This is a genomic window from Perlucidibaca aquatica, assembly GCF_001676655.1.
GTDB lineage: Bacteria > Pseudomonadota > Gammaproteobacteria > Pseudomonadales > Moraxellaceae > Perlucidibaca > Perlucidibaca aquatica.
The window spans coordinates 1,204,596-1,228,815 of record NZ_LZDB01000002.1 but is presented as its reverse complement, the minus strand read 5'-3'; the positions used below and the strand labels follow the sequence as shown (position 1 = coordinate 1,228,815).

At 56.2% G+C, this 24,220-nt stretch carries 28 protein-coding genes; 21 read left to right on the top strand and 7 right to left on the bottom strand.

The genetic code is table 11. The features are described from left to right. Positions 1-21 precede the first annotated feature (21 nt). The 18 genes from A8710_RS09510 to A8710_RS09425 all read left to right on the top strand — a co-directional run bounded on the left by A8710_RS09510 (position 22) and on the right by A8710_RS09425 (position 14,996). A complete protein-coding gene (locus A8710_RS09510) occupies positions 22-984 on the top strand; it encodes an RluA family pseudouridine synthase (RefSeq protein WP_068860002.1) in 963 nt (320 codons plus the stop codon). Then, a complete protein-coding gene (locus A8710_RS09505; RefSeq protein ID WP_227513007.1) occupies positions 977-1,645 on the top strand; it encodes an HAD family hydrolase in 669 nt (222 codons plus the stop codon). The genes A8710_RS09510 and A8710_RS09505 overlap by 8 nt, the downstream gene beginning before the upstream one ends. Before the next feature lie 36 nt (positions 1,646-1,681). After that, positions 1,682-2,659: a signal peptide peptidase SppA gene (gene sppA / locus A8710_RS09500; protein WP_068860001.1), complete on the top strand. Its 978-nt coding sequence runs from the start codon at positions 1,682-1,684 to the stop codon at positions 2,657-2,659. 113 nt (positions 2,660-2,772) lie between these two features. Next, positions 2,773-3,303 carry a YceD family protein gene (locus A8710_RS09495; RefSeq protein ID WP_157686384.1) on the top strand — a complete coding sequence of 177 codons (531 nt, stop codon included), beginning with the start codon at positions 2,773-2,775 and terminating at the stop codon, positions 3,301-3,303. A gap of 57 nt (positions 3,304-3,360) precedes the next feature. Next, positions 3,361-3,543, top strand: coding sequence for a 50S ribosomal protein L32 (gene rpmF / locus A8710_RS09490; protein ID WP_068859998.1), 183 nt, complete (start codon positions 3,361-3,363; stop codon positions 3,541-3,543). 8 nt (positions 3,544-3,551) lie between these two features. Next, positions 3,552-4,607 carry a phosphate acyltransferase PlsX gene (plsX, locus tag A8710_RS09485; protein WP_068859996.1) on the top strand — a complete coding sequence of 352 codons (1,056 nt, stop codon included), beginning with the start codon at positions 3,552-3,554 and terminating at the stop codon, positions 4,605-4,607. Positions 4,608-4,674: 67 nt separating this feature from the next. Then, entirely contained in the window at positions 4,675-5,607 is a 933-nt protein-coding gene (gene fabD / locus A8710_RS09480; protein WP_068859994.1) for an ACP S-malonyltransferase, read from the top strand. A 27-nt stretch (positions 5,608-5,634) separates the two neighbouring features. Then, positions 5,635-6,384, top strand: a complete 750-nt coding sequence (fabG, locus tag A8710_RS09475) for a 3-oxoacyl-ACP reductase FabG (RefSeq protein WP_068859992.1) — start codon at positions 5,635-5,637, stop codon at positions 6,382-6,384. Positions 6,385-6,520: 136 nt separating this feature from the next. Further along, positions 6,521-6,760: an acyl carrier protein gene (gene acpP / locus A8710_RS09470; protein ID WP_022956365.1), complete on the top strand. Its 240-nt coding sequence runs from the start codon at positions 6,521-6,523 to the stop codon at positions 6,758-6,760. Positions 6,761-6,908: 148 nt separating this feature from the next. Next, the gene (gene fabF / locus A8710_RS09465; RefSeq protein WP_068859990.1) at positions 6,909-8,147 is read left to right on the top strand and encodes a beta-ketoacyl-ACP synthase II; all 1,239 of its coding nucleotides are present in this window, start codon (positions 6,909-6,911) and stop codon (positions 8,145-8,147) included. Positions 8,148-8,164: 17 nt separating this feature from the next. Further along, entirely contained in the window at positions 8,165-8,980 is an 816-nt protein-coding gene (gene pabC, locus A8710_RS09460) for an aminodeoxychorismate lyase (RefSeq protein WP_068860743.1), read from the top strand. Beyond that, positions 8,977-9,993, top strand: a complete 1,017-nt coding sequence (gene mltG, locus A8710_RS09455) for an endolytic transglycosylase MltG (protein WP_082968777.1) — start codon at positions 8,977-8,979, stop codon at positions 9,991-9,993. Before pabC ends, mltG begins: the two co-directional genes overlap by 4 nt. Before the next feature lie 7 nt (positions 9,994-10,000). Beyond that, complete coding sequence (gene tmk / locus A8710_RS09450; protein ID WP_082968776.1) at positions 10,001-10,651, top strand: dTMP kinase; 651 nt, start codon at positions 10,001-10,003, stop codon at positions 10,649-10,651. Continuing rightward, the gene (gene holB, locus A8710_RS09445) at positions 10,648-11,670 is read left to right on the top strand and encodes a DNA polymerase III subunit delta' (protein ID WP_068859989.1); all 1,023 of its coding nucleotides are present in this window, start codon (positions 10,648-10,650) and stop codon (positions 11,668-11,670) included. The genes tmk and holB overlap by 4 nt, the downstream gene beginning before the upstream one ends. Further along, positions 11,660-12,454 (top strand): TatD family hydrolase, encoded by a 795-nt coding sequence (locus tag A8710_RS09440; RefSeq protein WP_068859988.1) that lies wholly within the window; start codon positions 11,660-11,662, stop codon positions 12,452-12,454. The genes holB and A8710_RS09440 overlap by 11 nt, the downstream gene beginning before the upstream one ends. A 57-nt stretch (positions 12,455-12,511) precedes the next feature. Further along, positions 12,512-13,141: a TetR/AcrR family transcriptional regulator gene (locus tag A8710_RS09435; RefSeq protein ID WP_198341690.1), complete on the top strand. Its 630-nt coding sequence runs from the start codon at positions 12,512-12,514 to the stop codon at positions 13,139-13,141. A gap of 176 nt (positions 13,142-13,317) precedes the next feature. Beyond that, on the top strand, positions 13,318-14,064 hold the full coding sequence (locus A8710_RS09430; RefSeq protein WP_068859986.1) for an electron transfer flavoprotein subunit beta/FixA family protein: 747 nt from the start codon (positions 13,318-13,320) through the stop codon (positions 14,062-14,064). A gap of 2 nt (positions 14,065-14,066) precedes the next feature. After that, the gene (locus A8710_RS09425; RefSeq protein ID WP_068859984.1) at positions 14,067-14,996 is read left to right on the top strand and encodes an electron transfer flavoprotein subunit alpha/FixB family protein; all 930 of its coding nucleotides are present in this window, start codon (positions 14,067-14,069) and stop codon (positions 14,994-14,996) included. Between the two features lie 87 nt (positions 14,997-15,083). On the opposite strand, the gene A8710_RS09420 is transcribed toward A8710_RS09425, so the two are convergent. Together A8710_RS09420 and A8710_RS09415 are read right to left on the bottom strand one after the other, a co-directional pair. Continuing rightward, a complete protein-coding gene (locus tag A8710_RS09420; RefSeq protein WP_082968775.1) occupies positions 15,084-15,896 on the bottom strand; it encodes a hypothetical protein in 813 nt (270 codons plus the stop codon). A 68-nt stretch (positions 15,897-15,964) separates the two neighbouring features. Further along, a complete protein-coding gene (locus A8710_RS09415) occupies positions 15,965-17,002 on the bottom strand; it encodes an AraC family transcriptional regulator (protein WP_068860735.1) in 1,038 nt (345 codons plus the stop codon). Positions 17,003-17,111: 109 nt separating this feature from the next. Here A8710_RS09415 and A8710_RS09410 point away from each other — a divergent pair, with 109 nt between their 5' ends. Further along, positions 17,112-18,038 carry a metal-dependent hydrolase gene (locus tag A8710_RS09410; protein WP_198341650.1) on the top strand — a complete coding sequence of 309 codons (927 nt, stop codon included), beginning with the start codon at positions 17,112-17,114 and terminating at the stop codon, positions 18,036-18,038. A 67-nt stretch (positions 18,039-18,105) separates the two neighbouring features. Here the strand turns inward: A8710_RS09410 and A8710_RS09405 are convergent, their stop codons facing one another. Further along, positions 18,106-19,413, bottom strand: coding sequence for an MvaI/BcnI family restriction endonuclease (locus A8710_RS09405; RefSeq protein ID WP_068859982.1), 1,308 nt, complete (start codon positions 19,411-19,413; stop codon positions 18,106-18,108). 236 nt (positions 19,414-19,649) lie between these two features. On the opposite strand from A8710_RS09405, the gene dcm reads away from it, so the two are divergent. Further along, positions 19,650-20,936 carry a DNA (cytosine-5-)-methyltransferase gene (gene dcm / locus A8710_RS09400; RefSeq protein ID WP_068859980.1) on the top strand — a complete coding sequence of 429 codons (1,287 nt, stop codon included), beginning with the start codon at positions 19,650-19,652 and terminating at the stop codon, positions 20,934-20,936. A 70-nt stretch (positions 20,937-21,006) separates the two neighbouring features. On the opposite strand, the gene A8710_RS09395 is transcribed toward dcm, so the two are convergent. From A8710_RS09395 to A8710_RS09385, 4 genes are all read right to left on the bottom strand, one after another. Continuing rightward, a complete protein-coding gene (locus tag A8710_RS09395) occupies positions 21,007-22,215 on the bottom strand; it encodes a fatty acid desaturase family protein (RefSeq protein ID WP_068859978.1) in 1,209 nt (402 codons plus the stop codon). Between the two features lie 12 nt (positions 22,216-22,227). Beyond that, a complete protein-coding gene (locus A8710_RS12350; protein WP_198341648.1) occupies positions 22,228-22,707 on the bottom strand; it encodes a flavin reductase family protein in 480 nt (159 codons plus the stop codon). 48 nt (positions 22,708-22,755) lie between these two features. After that, a complete protein-coding gene (locus A8710_RS12345) occupies positions 22,756-23,343 on the bottom strand; it encodes a ferredoxin reductase (RefSeq protein WP_198341647.1) in 588 nt (195 codons plus the stop codon). Positions 23,344-23,430: 87 nt separating this feature from the next. Beyond that, a complete protein-coding gene (locus A8710_RS09385; RefSeq protein WP_068859976.1) occupies positions 23,431-23,931 on the bottom strand; it encodes a YgjP-like metallopeptidase domain-containing protein in 501 nt (166 codons plus the stop codon). Positions 23,932-24,051: 120 nt separating this feature from the next. On the opposite strand from A8710_RS09385, the gene A8710_RS12270 reads away from it, so the two are divergent. Continuing rightward, complete coding sequence (locus A8710_RS12270; protein WP_157686382.1) at positions 24,052-24,210, top strand: hypothetical protein; 159 nt, start codon at positions 24,052-24,054, stop codon at positions 24,208-24,210. The last annotated feature ends 10 nt before the right edge of the window (positions 24,211-24,220 follow it).

Below are 24,220 nucleotides of genomic sequence, written 5' to 3'. Positions count from 1 at the left end.
GGAATTAATACAGGACAGTTCATGTCAGATTTACCGCACGTTCCCGACGCACCGGCCGTAAAAATGCTCACGGTAGATGAGGCTTATGCAGGCCAGCGTCTCGACAACTATCTCATCACCGCACTCAAGGGACTGCCCCGTACGTTGGTGTACCGCATTGTTCGCACAGGTGAAGTGCGGGTTAATAAAGGCCGCACTAAAGCAGATTATCGGGTGCAGGCTGGCGATGTGATACGCGTGCCGCCCTTGCGCATGAGTGAAGAAAAGCCAGCTGCGCGCCCGACCAGCAGCCTGCAAAAACTCCTGAAAAGCCGCATTGTTCACGATGAGGACCATTTATTAGTCGTAAATAAGCCGGCGGGTTTAGCCGTGCATGGCGGCAGTGGTATCTCCATTGGTCTGATTGAGGCGCTACGGTCGCTTAGGCCGGATGCGACAGCGCAGTTAGAGCTCGTGCATCGCCTGGACCGGGATACTTCGGGTTTGACCATGGTGACGGGGCATCGCGCCTTGTTGCGAGCGCTACATGCACAGCTTCGCGATGGCCAGATGGATAAACGCTATGTCGCGCTGTTATCCGGGCGCTTAAGCGGGGCCAAGCATCGCGTTGAAGCGCCACTGTTAAAGGTTGAAAGCCCGAATGGCGAAGCGGTCGTGCGCGTATCCCGGGATGGCAAAACGGCTATTACAGTCTTTACCGTTTTGGAGCGTTTTGCCGATGCCACCTTGGTTGAAGCGCATCTGCTCACCGGCCGAACCCACCAAATCCGTGTTCATGCTCAGCATTTGGGTCATGCCTTGGTAGGGGATGATAAGTATGGTCGCGACGACGTTAACGCACGTTTTAAAGCGAAAGGCTTGTCGCGACTGTTTTTGCATGCACGAGATCTGCGCTTGACCCTGCCCTCGGGAAAAAAGTTATCGCTACATGCGGATGTTGATGAAGACTTTGAACGTGGTTTAGAGGTGTTACGCCGTGCTTGATCGCAACAGTTCTCGCTTTGATTTAGTAATTTTTGATTGGGACGGCACGCTCATGGACTCGCTGGCGCAAATTGTGCGCAGCGTAAAGCTAGCAGCCTTGGATTTAGGTGTGCCAGAGCCCAGTGATGCGGCTGCGCGTGACATTATTGGCCTGGGCCTGCCCGAAGCCATGCAAGTATTGTTTCCACAAGTTCCCGAAGTTGAGCGAGAGGCGTTGCGTCACCGCTATGCGCATCACTTTGTTACGGGCGTGGGTGGGCATAGTCAGCCCTATGCGGGTGCAGAGGCACTGTTACAGCAGCTAAGTGGCGCGGGGCGTCAATTAGCCGTGGCCACAGGGAAAAGTCGAGCGGGCTTGAATCGTGTCCTGGCGCACACCGGTTGGTCATCGTATTTCAGTGCCACACGTTGTGCTGATGAAACGGCCTCCAAGCCCAATCCGCTCATGCTCAAGGAGCTGCTACTGGAGTTGCGAGTGCCCTTGGAGCGCGCGGTGATGATTGGCGATACGCACTATGACTTAGAAATGGCGCAGCGCTTAGGCATGCCATCCATTGGTGTGAGCTATGGCGTTCATAGCGCAGAGCGGCTTGCAGAGCATTCGCCGATTGCGATTTGTCAGGATATGTCTGAGCTGGCATCCACGCTGGCTGCGTTATAGTCATTTAAACGTTTTAGCATTGAGAAGGGGTTTTGCATGTCGGATTGGACGGGTAATCGAAATCAAGAGCCTAAAGACTGGGCGCTCATTGAGTCCTTTATTAAGGCGGATCTCGATGATCGTCGGCGCAGTGCGCGCTGGCGCTGGCTGCGTCGCGCATTATTGCTCGTCATTATTGCAGCTTTGGCAGTCAGCTATTTAAAAGATGAAGCCGGCACCTCGAGCGCATTCGGTCCTCACACCGCGGTAGTGTTTATTAACGGCCAAATTGCTGGCGATAGCCCAGCGAATGCTCAAAGCATTAACGACTCGCTCGCCGCCGCATTCGAGAGCACAGAAGCTAAGGCGATTGTGCTGAGTATTGATAGCCCTGGCGGCAGTCCGGTTCAGGCCGACGAGGTGTATCGCGAGATTCGCCGCCTGCGTAAATTGCATGCCGATACGCCGGTGTACGCTGTCATTGGCGATACCGGCGCTTCTGGGGCGTATTACATTGCCGTGGCTGCCGACAAAATCTTTGTAAATCCGTCCAGTTTGGTCGGCTCCATTGGCGTGATTATGCCGGGCTTTGGTGTGCCCAACTTGCTGCAGAAGCTCGGGGTTGAGGATCGCACGCTGACCGCTGGCGAGCATAAAAATCTGCTTAGCCCCGCTCGGGCTGTGGATCCGGTAGAGCGTGAGCATGTGCAGAGTGTTCTCGATGCCGTTCACCGTCACTTTATTACGGCGGTGAAAGCCGGTCGTGGTGCGCGGTTAAGTAATAATCCGGATCTCTTTTCGGGTTACTTCTGGAGCGGTGATCAAGCCATTGCCTTGGGTCTAGCGGATGCCGTGGGCTCTGTGGCCTCCGTCGCCCGGGATGTGGTTAAGCACGAAACGCTGGTTGACTATACAGAGGTGCAAAATCCACTGGATTCCGTGTTGCGCCGCTTGGGCAGTCAGCTCGGTAAATCTCTTGGGGCGGCCTTCAAGCAATCCGTGACGGAAACCTCGCAGGCTCCGCGTTTACAGTAGCGGGCAACGAGCGCTTTTCCTTTGACAGCGCGCGGGTGAGTCCGTATCATCCCGCGCCTATGTCAAAGACCCATTCGCCGCAGTTGCTGCCGCACACTTTGTTGCCGCAAACTATGTTGCCGCACACTATGTTGCCGCACTATGTTGATCCCGGCAAAATGGCCGAACAGTCTGCACAGCTGGTGTTGCGTACGCCGCTGGCAGCGTTCAAGCGTTTACGCGAAGTCACCCTAGGTGACGCGGGTGAGGTCAGTGTGCAGTTAAAGTTTCATCGCGACGCACGCGGTGTGCCTAATGTGCGCGGTGTCATCACGGCAACGGTTGAGCAGACCTGCCAGCGTTGCATGAACGCGGTGACTGTTCCGCTTCAGGCGGATGTGAATGTGTTTCTGCTGAACGATGAGGTGTATGCCGATCGGCTCAGCGAAGACGATGATTATGTGGTGTTTGAGGACGATCGACTCGATCTGCTCGAACTCATAGAAGATGAGCTCATCATGTCGTTGCCTTTAGTGGCGCGCCATGAAGACTGTCAACCGCAAGCGGCGTTGACAGTGTTGCCGGAAGCCGACGACGAGCCCATGCCGAAAAAAGAAAACCCGTTTCGTGTGTTGGCTGGCTTGAAGCCGTCAGACACGGAGTAATGTGATTTAACCCGACTGCGGTGACGCAGCCAACCAGTGTAAGTGCCGGAGTAGACCATGGCCGTTCAACAAAACCGAAAGAGCCGTTCCCGTCGTGACATGCGTCGTTCGCATGACGCCCTGAATGGCCCGACCCTCAGCGTCGATCAAACCACGGGTGAATTGCACCGTCGTCACCACGTGACCAAAGACGGTTTCTACCGTGGTCACCAACTGTTCGGCGCGAAAGACGAGACCTGATACGCGCCATGCGTATCACCGTGGCGGTGGATGTGATGGGCGGTGACTTCGGTCCCTCCGTTACTGTCCCCGCCGCATTGCAGGTTCTGGCTGAACAGCCTGACCTGCATCTCCTCCTGGTAGGCGATGAAGCACAAATAGTGCCGCTCATCGCCTTCAGTGCTTCTACGCCTCGCGCTCGCATTGAGATCGTTCACACCACGGAATTTGTCACCATGAGTGACAAGGTCTCTGTGGCCTTGCGCAATAAAAAGCAATCCTCGATGCGGCTGGCTATAAATGCCGTGCGCGACGGCCAGGCTCAAGCTTGCGTGTCTGCGGGCAATACCGGCGCGCTCATGGCCATCGGTCGGTTTGTGCTGAAAATGCACGCTGGCATTGATCGTCCTGCCATTATGACCGCCTTGCCGACACAAACGGGCCATGTCCACATGCTCGACTTGGGTGCCAATGTCGACTCTGAGCCGCACCACTTGTTGCAATTCGCTGAAATGGGCGCACTCGTGGCGCAAGCCTTAGATGGCCATGACCAACCTCGCGTGGGCTTACTCAACATTGGTGAAGAAGAAATTAAGGGCAATGACTTCATTAAAGCCACGCATGAACTGTTGCGGGCGTCTTCCCTAAATTACATCGGCTATGTAGAAGGCGATGGCATTTTTCACGGCGATGCCGATGTGGTGGTCTGCGATGGTTTTGTCGGCAATATCGCGCTGAAAAGCTCCGAAGGTGTGGCGAAAATGATGGCGGCTATGATTAAGGCGCAAATTAATCGCAACTGGCTAACGAAGCTGCTGGGACTGTTGGCCTACCCCATTTGGAAGGGTTTAAAGCAGGAAATGGACCCGGGCCGCTATAACGGTGCCAGCCTGGTCGGGCTCACCGGCATTGTAGTGAAGAGCCATGGCAGCGCTCAAATTGACTCTTTCGCTCAAGCGTTGCGAGTCGCCATTAAAGAAGTTGAAAAGGATATTCCTGCGCTGCTTGCGCGCCACTTCAGCGCAGCTGAACACGCCAAAAAGGCGCTTTTATTGGCCACAGAATCGCCAGTTGAGGCGGTCTAGGGCGACTTCTCGCGCGCTTTTAGGCTAACCTCAGTACTGTTCCGATTTACTTCGCAAGGATTTCTTGATGACAACGGCGTGGGTTTTCCCCGGTCAGGGTTCGCAAGCCATCGGCATGTTGGCAGATTTAGCAGCAGAGTTTCCAACGGTTCAAGAGATCTTCGCCGAAGCATCGGCGGCATTGGGTAAGGACTTGTGGTTGCTAGCTCAGCAGGGTCCGGAAGCAGAAATTAATGCGACGGAAAATACCCAGCCGTTACTACTCACAGCTGGCATTGCGGTCTGGCGTACGTGGCTGACGCAGGGCGGGGCCAAGCCTCAATACGTGGCAGGACATTCCTTGGGTGAGTACACCGCGTTAGTGGCAGCTGGGGTTTTGTCCTTAGCCGATGGCGTTAAGTTAGTCGCCGAGCGCGGTCGCTTGATGCAAGCCGCCGTGCCTGCGGGACAGGGCGCTATGGCGGCTATTCTCGGGCTCGAAGATGCGCAGGTGGTAGCCGCCTGTGCTGAGGCCGCTCAAGGCGAGGTGGTGTCGGCTGTAAACTTTAATTCTCCAGGGCAAGTGGTTATTGCGGGGAGTGCCGCCGCCGTGGATCGCGCCATGGCTGCGTGTAAGGCAGCCGGTGCTAAGCGTGCGCTGCCCTTGCCGGTGAGTGCGCCGTCCCATTGCGCGCTGATGTTGCCAGCCGCCGAGAAACTGGCTGCGCATCTACAGTCACTGACCTTTCATACGCCCGTCATACCAGTTGTACAGAATGTTTCCGCGCGAATTGAGGCGGGCCCCGTCGCTTTGCAGGCGTCCCTGATCGCGCAGCTGCATAGCCCGGTTTTGTGGTCGCAAAGCGTGCAGTGGTTAGCCGAGCAGGGCGTGACGCGATTTATAGAAAGCGGCCCCGGTAAAGTACTGACGGGTCTGAATAAACGCATCGCTAAAGAGGCCGAGCACGTCTCGGTGGAGTCCGCCGAAAGTCTAAAAGCGGCTTTGGCGCTGACAGAATAGACTGAGCATTAAATTAAGGATGGCCTGATGGAAAAGTCATTACACGATAAGGTGGCCCTGGTGACGGGCGCAACACGCGGCATTGGGCGTGCTATCGCACTAACCTTGGGGCGCGAAGGTGCTACCGTGATTGGCACGGCAACCACGGACGCGGGCGCGGCCAGCATTACGCAGGCATTAGCAGAGGCTGGCATTCCGGGTCGTGGCGTGGTGCTGGATGTTGCCGAGTTGAGCAGCATTGAGGCCGTGTTAGCGCAAATTTCGGAAGAATTTGGTGCGCCGCTTATCGTCGTTAACAATGCCGGTATCACGCGAGATAACCTCATGCTGCGCATGAAGGAAGAGGAATGGCAGTCGGTGATTAATACGAACCTGACGGCCATTTTCCGTGTCACCAAGGCCAGCTTGAAGGGCATGACCAAGGCGCGCTGGGGTCGTATCATCAACATCAGTTCGGTGGTCGGTTCCATGGGTAATGGCGGTCAGGCGAATTACGCCGCTGCTAAAGCCGGGCTAGAAGGGTTTGGGCGGGCTTTAGCCGCTGAAATTGCATCGCGTAACATCACGGTGAATGCCATTGCGCCGGGATTTATCGAAACCGATATGACTCAGGCCTTGCCTGAAGCGCAGCGGGAGAAATTGTTGACGCAGGTGCCCGCAGGGCGTTTGGGTCAGCCACAGGACATTGCAGAAGCGGTGGCTTTTTTGGCATCGGAGCGTGCGGCTTACATCACAGGCACGACACTGCATGTAAACGGCGGCATGTACATGGCCTAGACCGGCCAGTCATCCATTACCTATTCACTTGAAATAACTACTTACGGTTTGCTGGGCAGGCGGAGCTTGCCACCTACGGGACGCTTCAATACACTTGCGGCGACTTGTCGGCAGTCCGACATCAAAGGAGATAAACGTGAGCACGATCGAAGAGCGCGTCAAGAAAATTGTCGCTGAACAACTGGGCGTTAAGCTGGAAGAAGTGACCAACGAAGCCTCATTCGTCGACGATCTGGGCGCTGATTCGCTGGATACCGTTGAGCTGGTCATGGCACTGGAAGAAGAGTTCGAAACTGAGATTCCAGACGAAGAAGCTGAAAAAATCAGCACAGTTCAAACCGCGATCGATTACGTGACCGCGCACAGCAAGCAGTAATTGCTGCTGTAAAAAAAACCGCAGGTGCGCTTGGCGTATCTGCGGTTTTTTTATGCCTAGTGGATTTCAGTCTTGTTGTCATGGTCATCTAGTCGTCACGAATTGGTAACATGATGCGAGTTGGTTAAATGGTGCAAGGGGATTTGTCATGATGTCGCGGCGTGTAGTGGTCACTGGCTTAGGCATGTTGACGGCTTTGGGCTCGTCGGTTGAAAAAACATGGGCGGGTATTCTGGCGGGCCAAAGTGGTATTCGTCCGATTGATCATTTTGATGCCTCGGCCTTCTCCACCCAGTTTGCCGGCACCATCACGGACTTTGTCGTGGAAGACTATTTGCCGGCAAAAGAAGCTCGCCGGGTAGATGAGTTTATTCAATACGGTTTAGCTGCGGGTCAACAAGCGCTGCTGGATTCAGGACTGGTCATTACCGAGTTGAATGCCGATCGTGTGGGCGTGGCGGTGGGCTCAGGTATTGGTGGTCTGACCACCATTGAAGACGGGCATCGTAGTTTGTTGGAAGGCGGGCCGCGTAAAATCTCGCCGTTTTTTGTGCCGGGCTCCATTATCAATATGGCGGCGGGTCTGTTATCGATCCGCCATGGCCTGAAGGGGCCTAACTTTTCGGTGACCACCGCGTGCACCACGGCAACGCATAGCATTGGTTTGGCCGCGCGCTTAATTGCCAGCGGAGACGCTGATGCCATGCTCGCTGGCGGTACGGAGAAAGCCTCTACGCCGCTTGGTCTCGGGGGCTTTGGAGCAGCACGGGCTTTATCGACCCGTAACTCAGACCCAACCCTGGCCAGTCGACCGTTTGATAAAGACCGTGATGGCTTTGTGCTGGGTGATGGGGCCGGTGTGCTTATGTTGGAAGAGTATGAACATGCCCTAGCTCGCGGTGCGCGCATTTATGCCGAGCTCATTGGCTTTGGCATGAGTGGCGATGCGTTTCACATGACGGCGCCGCCAGAAAATGGTGCCGGTGCTGCATCTGCAATGGCCAATGCCTTGCGAAATGCCGGTATTCGTCCGGACGAGGTGGATTACATCAATGCCCATGGCACATCGACCCCGGCCGGTGATGTAGCCGAATCGCAAGCTATTCTGCAGGTGTTTGGCGCTCATGCCGATAAACTCGCCGTGAGCTCGACGAAATCAATGGTGGGGCATTTATTAGGTGCTGCTGGCGGTGTGGAGGCGATTTTCAGTGTGCTGGCGCTGCGTGACCAAATCGCGCCCCCCACCATCAATTTAGACCATCCAGATCCTGCCTGTACCCTCGATTATGTGCCGCATAAAGCGCGTGCGATGAAGATGAACGTGGTGCTGTCGAATTCGTTTGGCTTTGGCGGGACGAATGGCAGCCTGCTGTTTCGCCGCCTGTGAGCCAGCTCAGCGCCAGCATGACGACCCGCATTTGGTATGGCGATGAGGCCGTGTCGCATTGGGCGGCAGATGATCGTGGCATCGCCTATGGTGATGGCTTGTTTGAAACGCTGAGGGTAGAAGCGGGTCGAGGCGTCTTGCTGGCGGGGCATTTACAGCGTTTGCAACAAGGCTGCTTACAGCTCGGCATTCCCTTTCTCGCGAGCTGGCCGCAACGAATCGCTTACGCGCTTGCCTCTGGCAAGACAGGTATTTTGCGTGTGCAAGTCACGCGTGGGCGAGGGGGGCGCGGTTATCAGTCTCCCTCCGTGATAACGCCGGGCTTTGCCTTAAGCTGGCATGAGCGGCCCCAGTATCCCGCGCAATATACTCAGTGGGGCATTCGGGTCGCGGATGCACCCTTTGCCCTGGCCTCGCAGCCCGCATTGGCAGGCATTAAGCACAGTAACCGGCTGGAGCAGGTTCTATTGCGAGATGCTCTGGCAACACAGCCGCAATGCCAGGAATTGGTGGTATGCAATCAAGCCGGCGAAGTTGTGGAGGGTGTTTTTTCTAACCTGTTCATGATTCGCGCAGGCGTGCTCCTGACCCCACCAGTCACTCAATGTGGCGTTGCCGGTGTATTGCGTGAGGCATTGCTGGCAGATGCTCCTTTGCCGGTGGAAGTCGCCACGTTGACCCCCTCAGACCTACTGGCCGCCGATGAAGTGTTTTTTGCCAACAGCGTGATGGGCATTTGGCCGGTTGCCACTTATCGCGAACGGGCTTGGCCTGTGGGCGAATACACCCGACAATGCCAAGCTCACATCGCCCCTTGGTTTGCCCCTGAATGAATGCTGCCCGATCACGGAAAACGCCCGCGCCTCGCACCCCCCGTCGCTTAAGACTGTTTTGGGTGGTGCTCGTGTTGTTGGCGATCCTGCTTTATCGGACCGTATTGCAATCATTTGAATTACCCCCTCAGGGCTATCGCCTGAAAGTGCCGCGCGGCAGCAGCTGGATCCATGTGGCTGAACAATTGGCAGAGCAAGGTTTTATTACGTCTGCGATGAGCTTGCGTGTCTGGCTCATGCTCCGGCCCGGTGAGGAAGTGCTGCGGTCTGGCGTTTTCGTCTTACGCCCGCCCATGACACTGGATCAACTGGTTCAGCGCTTGGCCGAAGCACCCGATGGCACGCAGCCATTGGTGCTTATTGAGGGCGAGCGCTTTAGGGATTTACGTAAAAAGTTAGCGGATCGCGAAGATGTGCGCCAAGCCATGAGCTCGTTGACCGATGCAGAAATACTGGCCGCCATTGGGGCGGAGGAGAAGCATCCGGAGGGCTTATTTGCGCCTAACACCTATGTCATTGAAGAGGGTGAGCGCGATCTGGATATTTTGCGACGGCTGTATCAGCGGCAGAAACGGATTCTCGCGGAAGAGTGGGCAGGACGTGAGTCTGGCTTGCCCTATAACAATGCCTACGAAGCCTTAATCATGGCGTCGATTATTGAGAAAGAGACCGGTGTGGCCGAAGAACGGGCGCAGATTGCAGGCGTATTTGTTCGTCGCTTGCAAGTCGGGATGCGCTTGCAGACCGATCCCACCGTGATTTACGGCGTGGGTGAGCGCTATAAAGGCGACATCACGCGGGCGCATTTGCGCGAAGACACTCCGTATAATACCTATCGTCGTGCTGGGTTGCCGCCCACGCCTATTGCTAACCCAGGCCGCGCTGCCATTCATGCCGCACTGCATCCAGCCGAGGGCGACGCCTTATTTTTTGTCGCCACCGGTGATGGCCGCCATATTTTTTCGGCCACGCTCGCCGAGCATAATCGCGCGGTTAACCGCTACCAACGCTGAGCTATTCATGACTGATTTGATGTCCCGCTTTATCACCCTGGAGGGTGGCGAAGGCGTGGGTAAATCCACCCAAATCGCTGCCATCGCAGACTTTTTGCGCGCTACTGGTGATGAGGTGGTGGTGACTCGGGAGCCGGGTGGCACGGCTTACGCCGAAGCATTACGCAGTTTATTACTGACGCCGCGTGAAGAAATTGTTACGCCCTCGGCCGAGCTGCTCACATTATTTGCGGCACGCGCCCAGCACTGGCACGCCCTGATCCTGCCGGCCCTGAAGCGAGGCGCTTGGGTATTGTCCGATCGATTTGTGGATGCCACCTACGCTTACCAAGGTGCAGGCCGTGGCTTACCTGTGGCTGATATTGCCGTGCTTGAGCGTTGGTTGCTGCAAGGGCGTCAGCCGGGCTTGACCTTGCTCTTAGATATGCCGGTTGCCGAGGGCATGGCGCGCGCACGTGCCCGCGCCGCCTTGGATCGTTTTGAACAAGAGCATGTAGATTTTTTTGAGCGAGTGCGCGTGGGGTATTTGGCGCGGGCTGAGGCCGACTCGCAACGCATTCGCTGCATCAATGCCGCCCAGCCCTTGCTGGCTGTGCAGACAGATGTACTGGCCATTGTGCGCGCTTACTGTGCAGAAATGACGGGGTCCGCCACATGAGCGCCATCTATCCTTGGCAAGCGGGTTTGTGGCAATCGCTTTGCCATTTAAGTCAGCAGAAGCGTCTGCCGCATGCGTTATTGCTGGCAGCTCCGCAAGGTTTGGGTAAGGCCCATTTTGCTCGCCAGTTTGCCGCTTGGCGGTTATGCGAACAGCCCAGTGCCGACAGCGTTTGTCGCGTATGCCGTAGTTGCCAATTACTGAGTACAGGCCATCACCCCGACTTACTCTGGGTCAGTCCCGATGAAGACGATGAAAAGGGCGCTAAGGCCAGCAAAGTTATCAAAGTTGCCCAGGTCCGCACGGTGGTGGAGTTCGCTACGCAATCGGCTCATCGCCAGGGTGGTCAACGCATTGTTGTGATCGAGCCGGCGGATGCTTTGAATACCGCATCCGCCAATGCCTTGCTCAAGACCTTGGAAGAGCCAGGGCGCGATACCTTATTTTTGCTGCTGACCGACAAGCCCGCCGCCCTGTTACCGACCGTTCGCAGTCGTTGCCAATTACTGCCAATGCCTTTGCCCGCGCCGGCACAGGCACTGGCGTGGCTCAGCACACAGGTGCAACCGCCGGAAATGACGGAAACTTTATTGGAGCTGGCGCGGGGTGCGCCGCTGGCGGCTGCAGCGCTACAGACGCAGCCGTGGTTTTCTGCCCGCGCCGATCTGCTGGTGGATTTGCTGGCGGTCGCACAGTCTCGGCTAATGCCCCTGCAAGCTGCACAGCGCTGGCAAAAGCTTGACGCCAATGAACAGGCCTTAGCATGGCAAAGCCTGCTCGACGATGCGGTGCCGGGGGCGATGGTTGCCGACTATCCCACGCGTCACAGTGATTTGCGTACGGATATGGCCGCGTTACTGGCCGCCGTTTCGGCACAGGCATTGCTTAATACGCTGTATGAAGTGGTAGAGGCGCGCCGCCTGCTGGGCACCAGCGTGCAGCCGCAAGCTATTCTGGAAGGCCTTTGGTTGCACTGGGGTCGAGAAACGCGTCAAAAACGAGGTTCACATGCTGGTTGATAGTCACTGCCATCTCGACTGCTTAAAGCTCGATCGTCACGGCGGTTCCTTAAATGCGGCGCTGGATGCGGCGCGTGCGCGCGGTGTTGGGCACTTCCTGTGCATCAGCATTGAGCTGGAAAAATTCGATCAGATTCGTGCCATTGCGGAAGCCCATGACGATGTCTATGCCACGGTGGGCGTGCACCCCTGCCATACGCACTCGCATCAGCCCACGGTAGATGAGCTGCTGGCACTGGCGCAGCACCCGAAAGTCATTGGCATCGGCGAGACCGGTCTCGATTACTTCCACGATGTCTCGACCCGCGAAGCACAGCAGGCCTTGTTCTCAACCCATATTGAAGTGGCCAAGCGCACCGGCAAGCCCTTGATTATCCACACCCGCAATTCGCGGGACGATGTGCTAGCACAGATGCGTCATGAAGGTGCCGAGCGGGCGGTCATGCACTGTTTTACCGAAGATTGGGCCACCGCTAAGGCCGCTTTGGATCTGGGTTATTACATCTCCATTTCGGGCATTGTGACGTTCCCGAAAGCATTGGAGCTGAAAGACGTGGCCAAGCGTATTCCGCTGGACCGCTTATTGATTGAAACCGATGCGCCGTATCTGGCGCCCGCCCCCAATCGTGGCAAACCCAATGAGCCGGCGTTTCTCGCGGACACGGCAGCCTATATTGCGGCGCTGCGGGGGCTGAGTTTGGACGCTCTAGCGGAGGCTACGACGCGCAATTATCAGGCCGCGTTTCGTCTGGACACGCTACCGATACGTGCGCTGGCAAGTTAAACTTCCGTCTTGATATATCGCCGATCCGGCGGTGAATGAGGAGCAAAAATGACTGATCTGGCGCGAGCAACGCAAAAAGCCCGTGAGTTTCGTCAACGTGAGCAAGCCATTCTGGATTGTGCGCAAGAGTTATTCATTGAGTACGGTGAAGACAAAGTCACCGTGGAAATGATTGCGGACAAAGTGGGCATCGGCAAAGGCACGATTTATAAGCACTTCGAAACGAAAAACGAGATCTATTTGTTGTTGATGATTCGCTACGAAGAAGTCTTGGCCGATCTTTTTCGCCGTATTGATATCTCGCAAGACAAACAATCGCTGGTCCGCGAATACTTTACCTTTCGCGTCCGCGATGCAGACCAATACCTGCTGTTTGATCGCCTAGAAAGCAAGCTCGTCGCCGATAAGGTCGTGCCAGCGCTGATGGAAAAATTGCACGCCATTCGCGCCGCTAACTTTGAAAAGCTCTGCGCGATGGTGAGTGGCCAGATTAAAGCGGGCAAATTGGCCGATGTGCCACCGCAATACCATATCGCCGCGGCGTGGGCGCTGGCGCACGGAGCTTCGGCTCTAACGAAGTCCAGCTTCTACGCTGATTTCATCGGTGAGCAAGAGCCTTTCCTCGATTTTCTGCTGAATGTGGCTGTTCGCATGGGCAATAAGCGCGTGCTGGGCATGTCCAGTTAATGTGATATCGCCGTCAAAGGCATATATGTCAGGCTTGAAGTGCCGTGCGGTTATTGACCGGAACGGCCTCAGGCGGCAAGATAGCCAGCCTTTTAGGGGACTCCACCGGTGCAATGGTGCTGGCTGAGTTCTCTGGCTGAACTCTTATTCGTTCATCAATGTAAGCTGAGGATTCCATGAAGGTTCTGGTAGCTGTCAAACGCGTTGTCGATTACAACGTAAAAGTTCGCGTGAAAGCGGACAAGACGGGTGTTGAACTCGCCAACGTAAAAATGGCGATGAACCCGTTCTGCGAAATCGCGGTCGAAGAAGCCGTGCGTCTGAAAGAGAAGGGCATTGCCACTGAAATCGTGGTGGTGTCTGTGGGTCCAACCAATGCTCAAGAGCAGCTGCGTACGGCCATGGCCCTCGGCGCTGATCGCGGCATTCTGGTTGAAACGGCTGATGCCGAGCCTCTCGCCATTGCCAAGCTGCTGAAAGCCATTTGCGACCAGGAACAACCTGGTTTGGTCATTCTGGGCAAGCAAGCCATTGACGGTGATAACAACCAGACTGGCCAGATGCTGGCTGCGCTGGCCGGTTACGCTCAAGGCACCTTCGCCTCCGTGGTTAAGGTCGATGGCAATAAAGCGCAAGTAACGCGTGAAGTTGACGGCGGTCTGCAGACTGTTGAGCTGGCTCTGCCAGCAGTGGTCACCACCGACCTGCGCTTGAACGAACCGCGCTATGCCTCGCTGCCAAACATCATGAAAGCTAAAAAGAAGCCCCTGGATGTGAAATCCCCGGCGGATTACGGCGTTGATGTTTCCCCGCGTGTGAAGACTCTTAAGGTTGAAGCACCGGCCGAGCGTTCCGCTGGCATCAAGGTCAAGACCATCGAAGAGCTGGTCGAAAAGCTGAAGAACGAAGCGAAGGTGATCTGATCATGGCTATTCTTGTTATTGCTGAACACGACAACGCCGCCGTTAAGGGCGCCACGCTGAACACGGTTGCTGCGGCCAAGGCTATTGGCGGCGACATCCATGTGCTGGTTGCTGGCTCCGGTTGTAGCGCTGCTGCTGCCGCTGCTGCACAGATCGCTGGCGTGAGCAAGGTATTGGTTGCTGACAACGCCGCCTATGCGCATCAGCTCGCTGAAAACGTGTCGCTGCTCGTAGCCGAGCTGGGCAAGGGCTACAGCCACATTTTGGCGCCTGCTACCAGCAACGGTAAGAACACGCTGCCACGCGTCGCTGCACTGCTGGATGTTGCGCAAATTTCGGAAATCTCCAAGGTGATCTCGGCTGACACCTTCGAGCGTCCAATCTATGCGGGCAACGCCATCGCAACCGTGCAGTCCTCGGACAGCATCAAAGTCATCACCGTGCGCCCAACAGGTTTCGACGCCGTTGCTGCTACCGGTGGTTCGGCATCGACCGAGGCCGTTGCTTCCGCTCAGAACGCTGGCACGTCCTCGTTCGTGAACGAAGAGCTGGCTAAGCTCGATCGTCCAGAGCTGGCCGGTGCCAAGATTGTTGTTTCTGGTGGCCGCGGCATGGGCAACGGTGACAACTTCAAGATCCTCTACACCCTGGCTGACAAGCTTGGTGCTGCCGTTGGTGCCTCGCGCGCCGCTGTTGACGCCGGCTTCGTGCCGAACGACATGCAAGTCGGTCAGACGGGTAAAGTCGTCGCGCCGCAGCTCTACATCGCCGTGGGCATCTCCGGTGCCATCCAGCATTTGGCCGGTATGAAAGACTCCAAGGTGATCGTTGCGATCAACAAGGACGAAGAAGCGCCGATTTTCTCCGTTGCCGACTACGGCATCGTGGGCGATCTGTTCGACCTCGTTCCGCAGCTGGAAAAGCTGGTCTAATCGACCACTAATCTACGCTGACGAAAAGGCCGCTCCGGGTAACCGGGGCGGCCTTTTTCATGGGCGACGGTGTTGCAGCGCAAGGGTTCAGCTAGCGCGCAGCCCCACTTTCATATCCAGTCGGCCACTCTGCACGCTCAATTCTTTGACCTCGATCTGATTGACCAGCTGCTGCAACCACTCCTGACTTTCCTGCAACAGGTTTAGGCCGGGCAGGATATTGCGATCGCCGAGGCTGACCAGTTTATCCATGAACCAGGAACGATTGTTGAGAAAATCGATCATGCCGGCCTCGGCCAGATTCAGTCGCCACTGTTTGATGCCTTCGCGATGCAAGCCGGGAATATGGCTGACGATCTGCTGCGTGAGCGATGGCAAGGGCAGTTTACTGGCGAGCTGAAATGCGCTCTGGCCAAGATGGCGGGTGGCCCAGTTCACCAGCATCGGCGCTTGTCGCCATTGCACATCAAGAGCCTGATCGAGCTGCTGGAAGCGCATGAAGGGCGTGTCACCCGTGAGCTGGCACTCTTTAACCAAGACGGACAGCGTGAGTGTGTAGACCATGCGCTGAAAATGGCCGTCGAGTTTGATATCGAAGCGATCGGGTGAACAGTCCAGTTGAATGTAGTCGATGTGCGAATTGTCTTTCAGGCGAGCGCGAATCTGCTGGTTGAGCAGGGCTTCGGGTAGAGGCAGGGTCAGTGTGGAGTGGCGCAGGTAGCGTTGTGCCAGAGCCAGTGCGGTATCACGAGTGCCCTGAGAGGCTTTCCCGACGACATCCTGAACGCCTATCACGGTTGAGCCTAGGGCCTGTTTAGCGAGGTCGCGGGCGGTGCCAGCGGCCAAGCCAGCAAGGCCAAAGGCCTGGTTCAACGGGCTGGATTTCTTCTCATCTGCCATGATGCATTCGCTCTTCGTGTGTCTAGGGAGTTATACACAAGCGAATCCGCCGAGGGCAGGGTGCGGGGCTAACTGCCCGACGGGATACCCGACGGATTGCGTCTGTACAGACCGGGTGTGGTGCCGGTCCAGCGCTTAAAAGCGCGATTGAAGTTGGCCACATCGGAGTAGCCGAGTTGTTCGGCAATGCGCTCTTGGTTCTGGCGAGGGTCGTCTAGCAGCAAGATGGCTTTTTGACGGCGCAAGTCTTCGAGAATGTCAGTGAATGTGGTGCCTTCGAGCGCCAGCTGGCGTTTCAGCGTGCGCTCCGACATGTGTAAGTCGCTCGCCACTGCTTCGACGCCGCGAAAGCCTTCATCTTCCCGATAAATCAGCTCACGCACTTGGCGTACAAAACGGTTATGCAGGCCGATAGCGACCAGCTCACGTTCGCATTGCTCTACCGCCAGTTGCATGGAGGCGGCATCGGCCATGACCAGGGGCAGGTCAAGGTAGCTGGCATCGAAGGAGATGCGGTTGCAAGACTGACCAAACCGGATTTGTGCCGGCAAAATATAACGAAACTCCTCGTAGCGCGGGTTTTCCGGGATATCGATGTCGGCTTCGCCAAACAGCGTCTCACCGGTAATGACCTGCGCCATTTGCCCCAAACCGACCATGAGCGCCGCCACCGCCGTATCACGCAAGGGTTGCTGGGTCAGTGCGGTTTCAAGGTACAGGTGTGCGGTGTCACCTTCACGAACCACGCGTATGGCAAAGCCCATGATGCGCAGACTAATAAAGCGCTCTACCAGTTCCAGGGCTTGCGCCACGGTATCGGCAGTCATGGCAGCAAAACCGATAAAGCCGTGGCTAGACAGCTTCATTTGCATACCCATGTAGAACGGCAAGCCCGGCTCATTAGTTAGCGCTAAGGCCTGCTCGTAAAGGCCATTCATGATTTCTAGCGAAATGCGCGTCGTTGGCGAAGTGAGCTGTTGCCGGTCAAGACCATAGGGCGCCAGCAGCGTCTCTTCAGGTATTTGCCAGCGTTTCAGCACATCGAGCAGTAACAGCGCATAGGCGGCAGGTAGGCCTGGGGTGGTATCAGCAGCAGATCGTGACATCAGTGAATGGCACATAAGGATAAGAAGTTGTCCCAAAATAACCTGCTACTGGCCTCGGGTCAAAGGCAGAGTTCGTCTTGCCCTATTTGTATTTATCTGGAGAGGCAAAATGACTTCACTGAACACCACTGCTATTACCACTGCTGCCGCGACGACTATGCCTTTGTCGGATGCTCCGCGTCAGCCACTGGGTGCTAAGGTGGGTATTCCACCACGCCGCGTTGCCATGAACTTTGATCAGTCCAAGGCGGGCTACTGGTATGCCGACAGCCCGTTCCTGACCTATTTCTGGTCGGCATTCTCGGTGTTGCTGCCGGAAGGTGAGCAATTCTTTGTGGAAGCGGTGCGTCATTACCGTGACCAAATTACGGATGAAAATTTGAAGGCGGGTATTTCCGGCTTTATTGGTCAGGAAGCGCTGCACACGCAGGGCCACCAGGTGCTCAATCAGTTTATTAACGATAAGCAGCTGCCTGCCGCCGAACTTGAAGCGCAACTCAAGTTGCTGCTGGATACGGTGGCGAAGATTCACCCGCGACTCAACTTGGCCGCGACCATTTGCTTGGAGCATTTCACCGCCTTGCTCGGTGAGCAGCTGCTGGCTGAAGTCGATCACCACATGAGCGCGCATGAAGACATTCGCCCGCTGTGGATGTGGCATGCGCTGGAAGAGACCGAGCACAAGGCCGTGGCCTGGGATGTCTATGAGCAGACCGGTGGTAGCTATGTGGTTCGTGCCGGCACCATGGTCATCACCACGGCGGTGCTGGGTGCTGTGATGACCTATGCCACAGGTCGTTTGCTCGCTGCCGATGGTCAGCTCTTTAATGTGCGTGACAACGTGAAGGGTATGCGTGCGCTGTTCGGTCGTCAGGGTCGCATGACGCGTCTGCTGCCGAAGTTCCTCGACTTCTTCCGTCCGGACTTCCACCCGAACGACCACGACACTAAGGCGTTGGTGACCGAATGGCGCGAGAAGCTGTTTGGTGCCGATGGCGAGATGAATCATCTGCTGAAAGGCAAGTCGCTTCATTGAGCGACTGCTGAGATTTTGCGGGAACGGTTAGCCGCCCTGATGTGAGTCAGGGCGGCTTTTTTTGGCTTTAGAGGTCATATGAGCTGAAGTCTTTATACATTCTGGCGAGTTTGCTGAATGAAATTCGGAACTGGCTTCGCGCCTTGGTTTTTGGCGACTTAGTGCTTTCATCAGTGACTTTGGAGGCGGGATCGTAGACAACCGCCCCATGATGCAACGCTTCTAAGTAGCGGATGAAGTCTGTTCCCTGCCCAAGATGTACAGGACTTTTATAGTGAAATTCTGGCGAACTAGAACCATTTGATTCATAGCTGACATAAGCTGCTTGGGCATGCTTCCGATTCCATTTCGCTAGCAGCTTCTCGAATGTCCATGTTGCAGCAGGTACCCCGTTATCCGTCAGCAGATGTACTGCACCACTGACATGAGTGATAACTCGTTTGACTGGGTTATAGCCATCCAGCATCAGCGTTAATCCAGTCGTTGCGTTCCGTTGTCCCACTTTGTGCAGACCGGTAAAGTAAAGCGTGTCATTTCCAGTTGGACGGCCAAAACGCCTGACAAATGCCTGAACGCCATGCTCTCCGTAGAATCCAGCATCTGGCTCAGGAGTCATCAAGGTTATTCGATCTGAACTATGTCCCTTTATTTCCCAGCCCATGAAATCAGGTTCCGAGCGTCCATTTGGGATAATCCCTAGTAGGGCTTCCAGCGTGTAGCCACCACCGTTTTTGGCTAGATAAGGTATCGCAAGTCCTTGCGAGTTCAGTCGGATAGAGGCATGCCAGCCTGCCACGTGAATATCCCGTAGTGACTTGAGCAGCAATATCCGTGTGTCAGTAGTCGAAGCCTGAATCAGCTTGAAGACCCCCTGTGTCTGAAACTTTCCTTTTTCGTTATTGGCAAGAAACTCCGCTGTAATAAGGCTACTAGCAGGTGCCAGAAAAGCATGAATTTTTCTGTCTAGCGCTACTCCAAGAAATAGCAGCCGTCCGTCGGGGCCATTATTGTATTGCCGACTCTCTCCGGGAATGGGGCGCATTAGCTCGTTTGGCGCGAACTTACAGCCTTGAAGAAAGCCAGAGAGCCTGACCTCTGGATATTGTGGATACAGAATCAGCTGGGTATGAGGTGCCTGATGGGGCTGACCGCTGGCGTCAAGCCAATAAAATTGGAGGCGTGCCTTGTAGTTGGGTTTTTTGCCACCTAAGCAGCTTTCAATGTTCTCGAACGGGAGCATTTGCAGAACATCGAAATTTCCGCCCAAGTACACCTGTTGCTTGCTGTTGTCATTCTCGGCTAGTTGCTTGCACAGAATCTCGCGTACACCTAGCTGCTCGAAGCGCACCTGAAGTGCACGTAAGTCCTGAAGCATGTCCACGATTCCTAGATGATCTAGCGCCGATGGAGATTTCCTTGGCAATTGGTCAGATTTATATGAGCCGGCCTCGCGAGGTCAAGTGCCCATCCTGATCTTTGCCGCTTGTCTGGTTTTTGAAGCTGAGATACTGTTTTTATGGCCAGTTATTTTGTATTTCACGATTGTTTTTGTGACACTAACCGCGCAGAATGCAGAAAAATTTCCCAGCGAAATATATGTTGGAGCGCAATATGAGCAACGATCTAGTCCATCACTATCTGAAGGAAGCGCTTTGCTACTACAAGCACAAGGAACTGGCCGAAGCGCTGGAAGTTAATGTTGGTACGGTGCGGCGTTGGGAGTTGCGTGAGACAGAGCCACGCCCTTATCTGGTCGAGAGCCTGAAGCAACTGCTGCTGCCGTGGGGTGAGCAGAAATCCGGCGGTGATTTCAAGTTCATCGATCTCTTTGCCGGCATCGGGGGCTTGAGGATGGCCTTCGAATCAATAGGTGGCGAGTGCGTCTTCACCAGCGAATGGGATACTTATGCGCAGCGCACCTATCAGGCCAACTATCCGGGCAATGCGCATCCTCTGAACGGCGACATCACGCAGATTCACGAAAAAAATATCCCGGATCATGATGTGCTGTTGGCCGGATTTCCCTGCCAGCCGTTTTCGATTGCCGGGGTATCCAAAAAGAATTCGCTGGGGCGTGCTCACGGCTTTTCGGATGAAACCCAAGGGACGCTGTTTTTTGATGTCGCTCGCATCATCAAGGAAAAGCGCCCACGCGCATTTCTGCTGGAGAATGTGAAAAATCTCCAGTCGCACGACAAGGGCCGAACCTTTGATGTCATTCGCCGCGTCTTGACCGAAGAGCTGGGCTATCAACTACATTTCCGTGTCATTGATGGTCAGCACTTTGTGCCACAGCATCGTGAGCGCATTGTGATGGTGGGTTTTCGTGAGCCGGTGCCGTTTGCGTGGGATGCCTTGCAGCTGCCAGCAAAAGGTACGCAGCGCATTAAGGACATCCTGCATAAGATGGATGGCACCGAACCGATGCTGGAATGGGATGCCAGTCGCTTTTTCAATCACGAGGAAGGTCGGGTCAATGACAAGTACATCCTCAGCGACAAGCTGTGGAGCTTCTTGCAGGGTTATGCCGCCAAGCATCGAGCGAAGGGTAATGGCTTCGGTTACGGCTTAGTCGGCCCTGATTCGGTGTCGCGCACATTGTCTGCACGCTATTACAAGGATGGCTCGGAAATCCTCGTGGATCGCGGCTATGACTTGAACCCGCGCCGGCTGACGCCCCGAGAGTGCGCGCGCCTCATGGGCTTCCCGGACAGCTTCCGCATTCCGGTTTCTGACACGCGTGCCTACAAGCAGTTTGGCAATTCGGTTGTCATGCTGGCTTTCCAAGAAGTTGCTCGCATCATGCAACCGTACATCGTTGAGCATGAGCTGAATGTGGTTCAGCCTGATCTGCTGGTGCAGATGTCGGCAGCGGAGAGTGAGGCTGTCGCGGCCTAAGTTGGCTGAAAGCTACTCCCAACTGCAGCGGTGTTAAAAGAATTGGCCTGAAGAGTTTGTTCTCTATCTCTCAAGCCCTAGCAATCTTCTGCTCCGTCGACCCCCCAGGAAACGACATGCGGGTGAGCTTGATCAACGTGGTACCGAACTGGCGCGTCAGCGAGCCTTTGTTATAGGGCAGGTCGTAGCGTGAGCAGAGCGCCTGCACGCGCTGCGAGATTTCCGGGTAGCGACTGCTGGGCAGGTCCGGGAACAGGTGGTGTTCGATCTGATAGCTGAGGTTGCCGGCGAACAGGTCAAAGGTGCGGCTGCCCTTGATGTTGCAGGAGCTGAGCAGCTGCCGGATATACCAGCGCGCACGGGTTTCATCTTCGACCTGGGATTCGGTGAAGTTGTAGGTGCCTTCCGGGAAGTGTCCGCAGAAGATGATGGTGAAGGCCCAGACATTGCGGATCAGGTTGGCCACGACATTGGCCAGCAACACATAGAGAAAGACCTCGGGCAGGATGTCTGGTGTCGGCCCGAGCACAGGGATGTAGCCACTGAGGCGGATCGGGATGGCGACCAGCAGGCCAACCAGCGGCCAGGCGATATAGTCCTTGCGCGCTTGGCGCCACATCTTGCGGCCGATGTTGGCGAACACCGAGGCGGTCTGGCTGAAGCTGCGCTTGCCGCGCATCCACTCGTCAACATGGTCGTCGTGCAGGGCCACGGCCCACTCGAACAGCATCATGATGAAAAAGACATAGATCATCTGCGGTAGAAACAGCGGATTCCATTTTTGCAGCGGTGTGACGCGCAGCACGCCGTAGCCGACATCGAGATCCTTGCCGACGACATTGGTCCAGGTGTGATGCACGATGTTGTGCGACTTCATCCAGGTGTCGGAGGGGCAGGTGTTGTCCCATTCCCAGGTGCTGGAGTGGATACTCGGGTCTTTCATCCAGTCCCATTGCGCGTGCAGCACATTGTGGCCGAGCTCCATGTTTTCCAGGATTTTGGCCAGGCCGAGCATGAGCGTGCCGATGCCGAACAAACTGAGCATGGTGGTCTGGCCGGCCCAGGCGTGCTGCCAGAGCGGGTGAAAGAACAGGCCGGCGAAGATGATCATGCGCGACACGAAGTCCATGCTCCGGTGCAGCTTGATGACGCGCAGGATGTACTTGCGATCTTTGTCGCCGAGGGCGTCGAGCGTGTCTTCGCGGATGGCGTCCATCTCGCGGCCGAACTCTTCCAGCTCGGCGTCGTTGAGGGCAACAGGCAGGGTATGAGTCTTCATGGCATCGCTCCCTCAGAGGTCGATTTCGCAGTCGCCGGCGGCGGCGCAGACGCAGATCTGGATGAGCTGGCCGGTTTCGTTGATGACATTGCCGTTGCGAAGATCGCGCACGCAGCCGGATTTCAGCGTGGCATCGCAGGTATGGCAGATGCCCATGCGACAGCCGTGGGTCGGGTTCAGGCCGGCGTCTTCGGCGACGCGCAGCAGGTTGGTGGCGCTGTCGGCATCGACCGTGAGGCAGCTGCGGGCGAAGCTGACCTTGCCGCCGGTGGCATCCGCTGGGATTTCGCTGAATGCAGCTCGAAAGCGCTCAAGGTGCACATGCCGTGACAGTCCTGCGCTTTCCCAATGGGCTTCGATGGCGGCAAGCAGCGAGGCCGGGCCGCAGGCATAGACTTCGCGCTGACGCCAGTCCGGGCACAGCGACTGCAACTGCTCGACGGTGAAGCGGTTGTTGCCGGTGGGCTGTCCGCCCAGCTCCTGCGTGAACACGAGCTTGAGCCGGTAGTGCGGGTGTTTCTCGGCTAGCGCCGTCAGCTCCTAGCCGAAGATCACATCGTAGTCATGCGGCGCGTAGTGGATGTGCACGCTGTGCGGCAGGCGGTCGCGCGCGATCAGGCTGCGCAGCATGCTCATGACCGGTGTGATGCCGCTGCCGGCACTGATGAACAGCGGCCGTACCGGGGTGGCATCGGGCAGGGTGAAGTCGCCTTGCGGCAGGCCGATGGGCAGATAGCTGCCGACTTTGATCTGGCGCACCAGATGCGAGGAGATGCGGCCGCCTGGATGTGCCTTGACGGTGATGGTGATACAGCCGTCATCGCGCTCGGGTGGCGACGAGATGGTGTAGGTGCGGGTGTAGTGCATGCCGCCAACCGGGATGCCGACGCGGATATGCTGGCCAGCGCGATGGCCACGCCAGTTCAGGCCGGGGCGCAGGGTCAGGGTGCGGGCATCGCGGGTTTCATCCCAGACCTTTTCCACACGCGCCTGCAGCGCATGCGTGGTCCACAGCGGATTCACCAGCTCCAGATAATGCGAGGTGCGCAGCGGCCAGGCGAGCATGTCGGTGAAGTAGCTCAGGCGTCCGAACAGGCTGCCTTGCGGGGATTGCTGATTCGGTTCCATGCGGCGCGTCTCATGCTGACCTAATGGTCATTTTGATAGCACATCGCTAGCGTGGCAGGTGTTTGTTTCCGATTAGCGGCTTGATCTTCAGCTCGGCAGAGCCTGCCAGGTCAGGTGCAGGCGCAAATCGAATTCGAGCTGGGCGTAGCCGGGTGCCATATGCTCACAAAGTTGGTAGAAGGCCTTGTTGTGATCGAGTTCTTTCAGATGCGCGAGTTCGTGCACCACGATCATCTTGAGAAACTCCGGCGGCATGGCTTTGAACAGCGAGGCGATGCGAATTTCGCGGCTGCTGCGCAGGCGGCCGCCATGGTTGCGCGATTGCCGCGTATGCAGGCCGAGCGCGTTCTGAATGACATCGAGCTTGCTGTCGTAGCAGGTGCGGTCAATCGCCGGGGCATTGCGCAGATGCGTCTGCTTCAGCTCGGTGACATAGGCATGCAGCGCTTTGTCGGACTGGATGGTGTGGCGCTCCGGGTATTTTCGGATCAGATAGTCACCCAGCTGACGGCTTTCAATCAGGCCAGCGACTTTCGCCAGCAAGGGTTCTGGGTATCCGCTCAGATAGCGCCAGTCCGGGTTCGACATGCTAAAAAGTCCTCTTTGGGGTGGCTTTCACGAAGTTGGCATTGCCTATGCAACAGCACTTACAGAGTGCCCTGAAAATCCGTCAAAACATTGACGGGCTAAGGCCAAGTGAGGTGCCCCATGTTACCGCTGACGCGCATTATCGATGCCAAATTCTGCCTTTGCATCTGTTTCATGAAAGGACTTTTTAAACTCATTGATGAACTGGATCGAGAGGACATGATGGAGGTGCTGACGGAGGAGCAACGGGCTCGTTTAGGCTGGTGGGATTATCAGTAGCGTAAAGTCA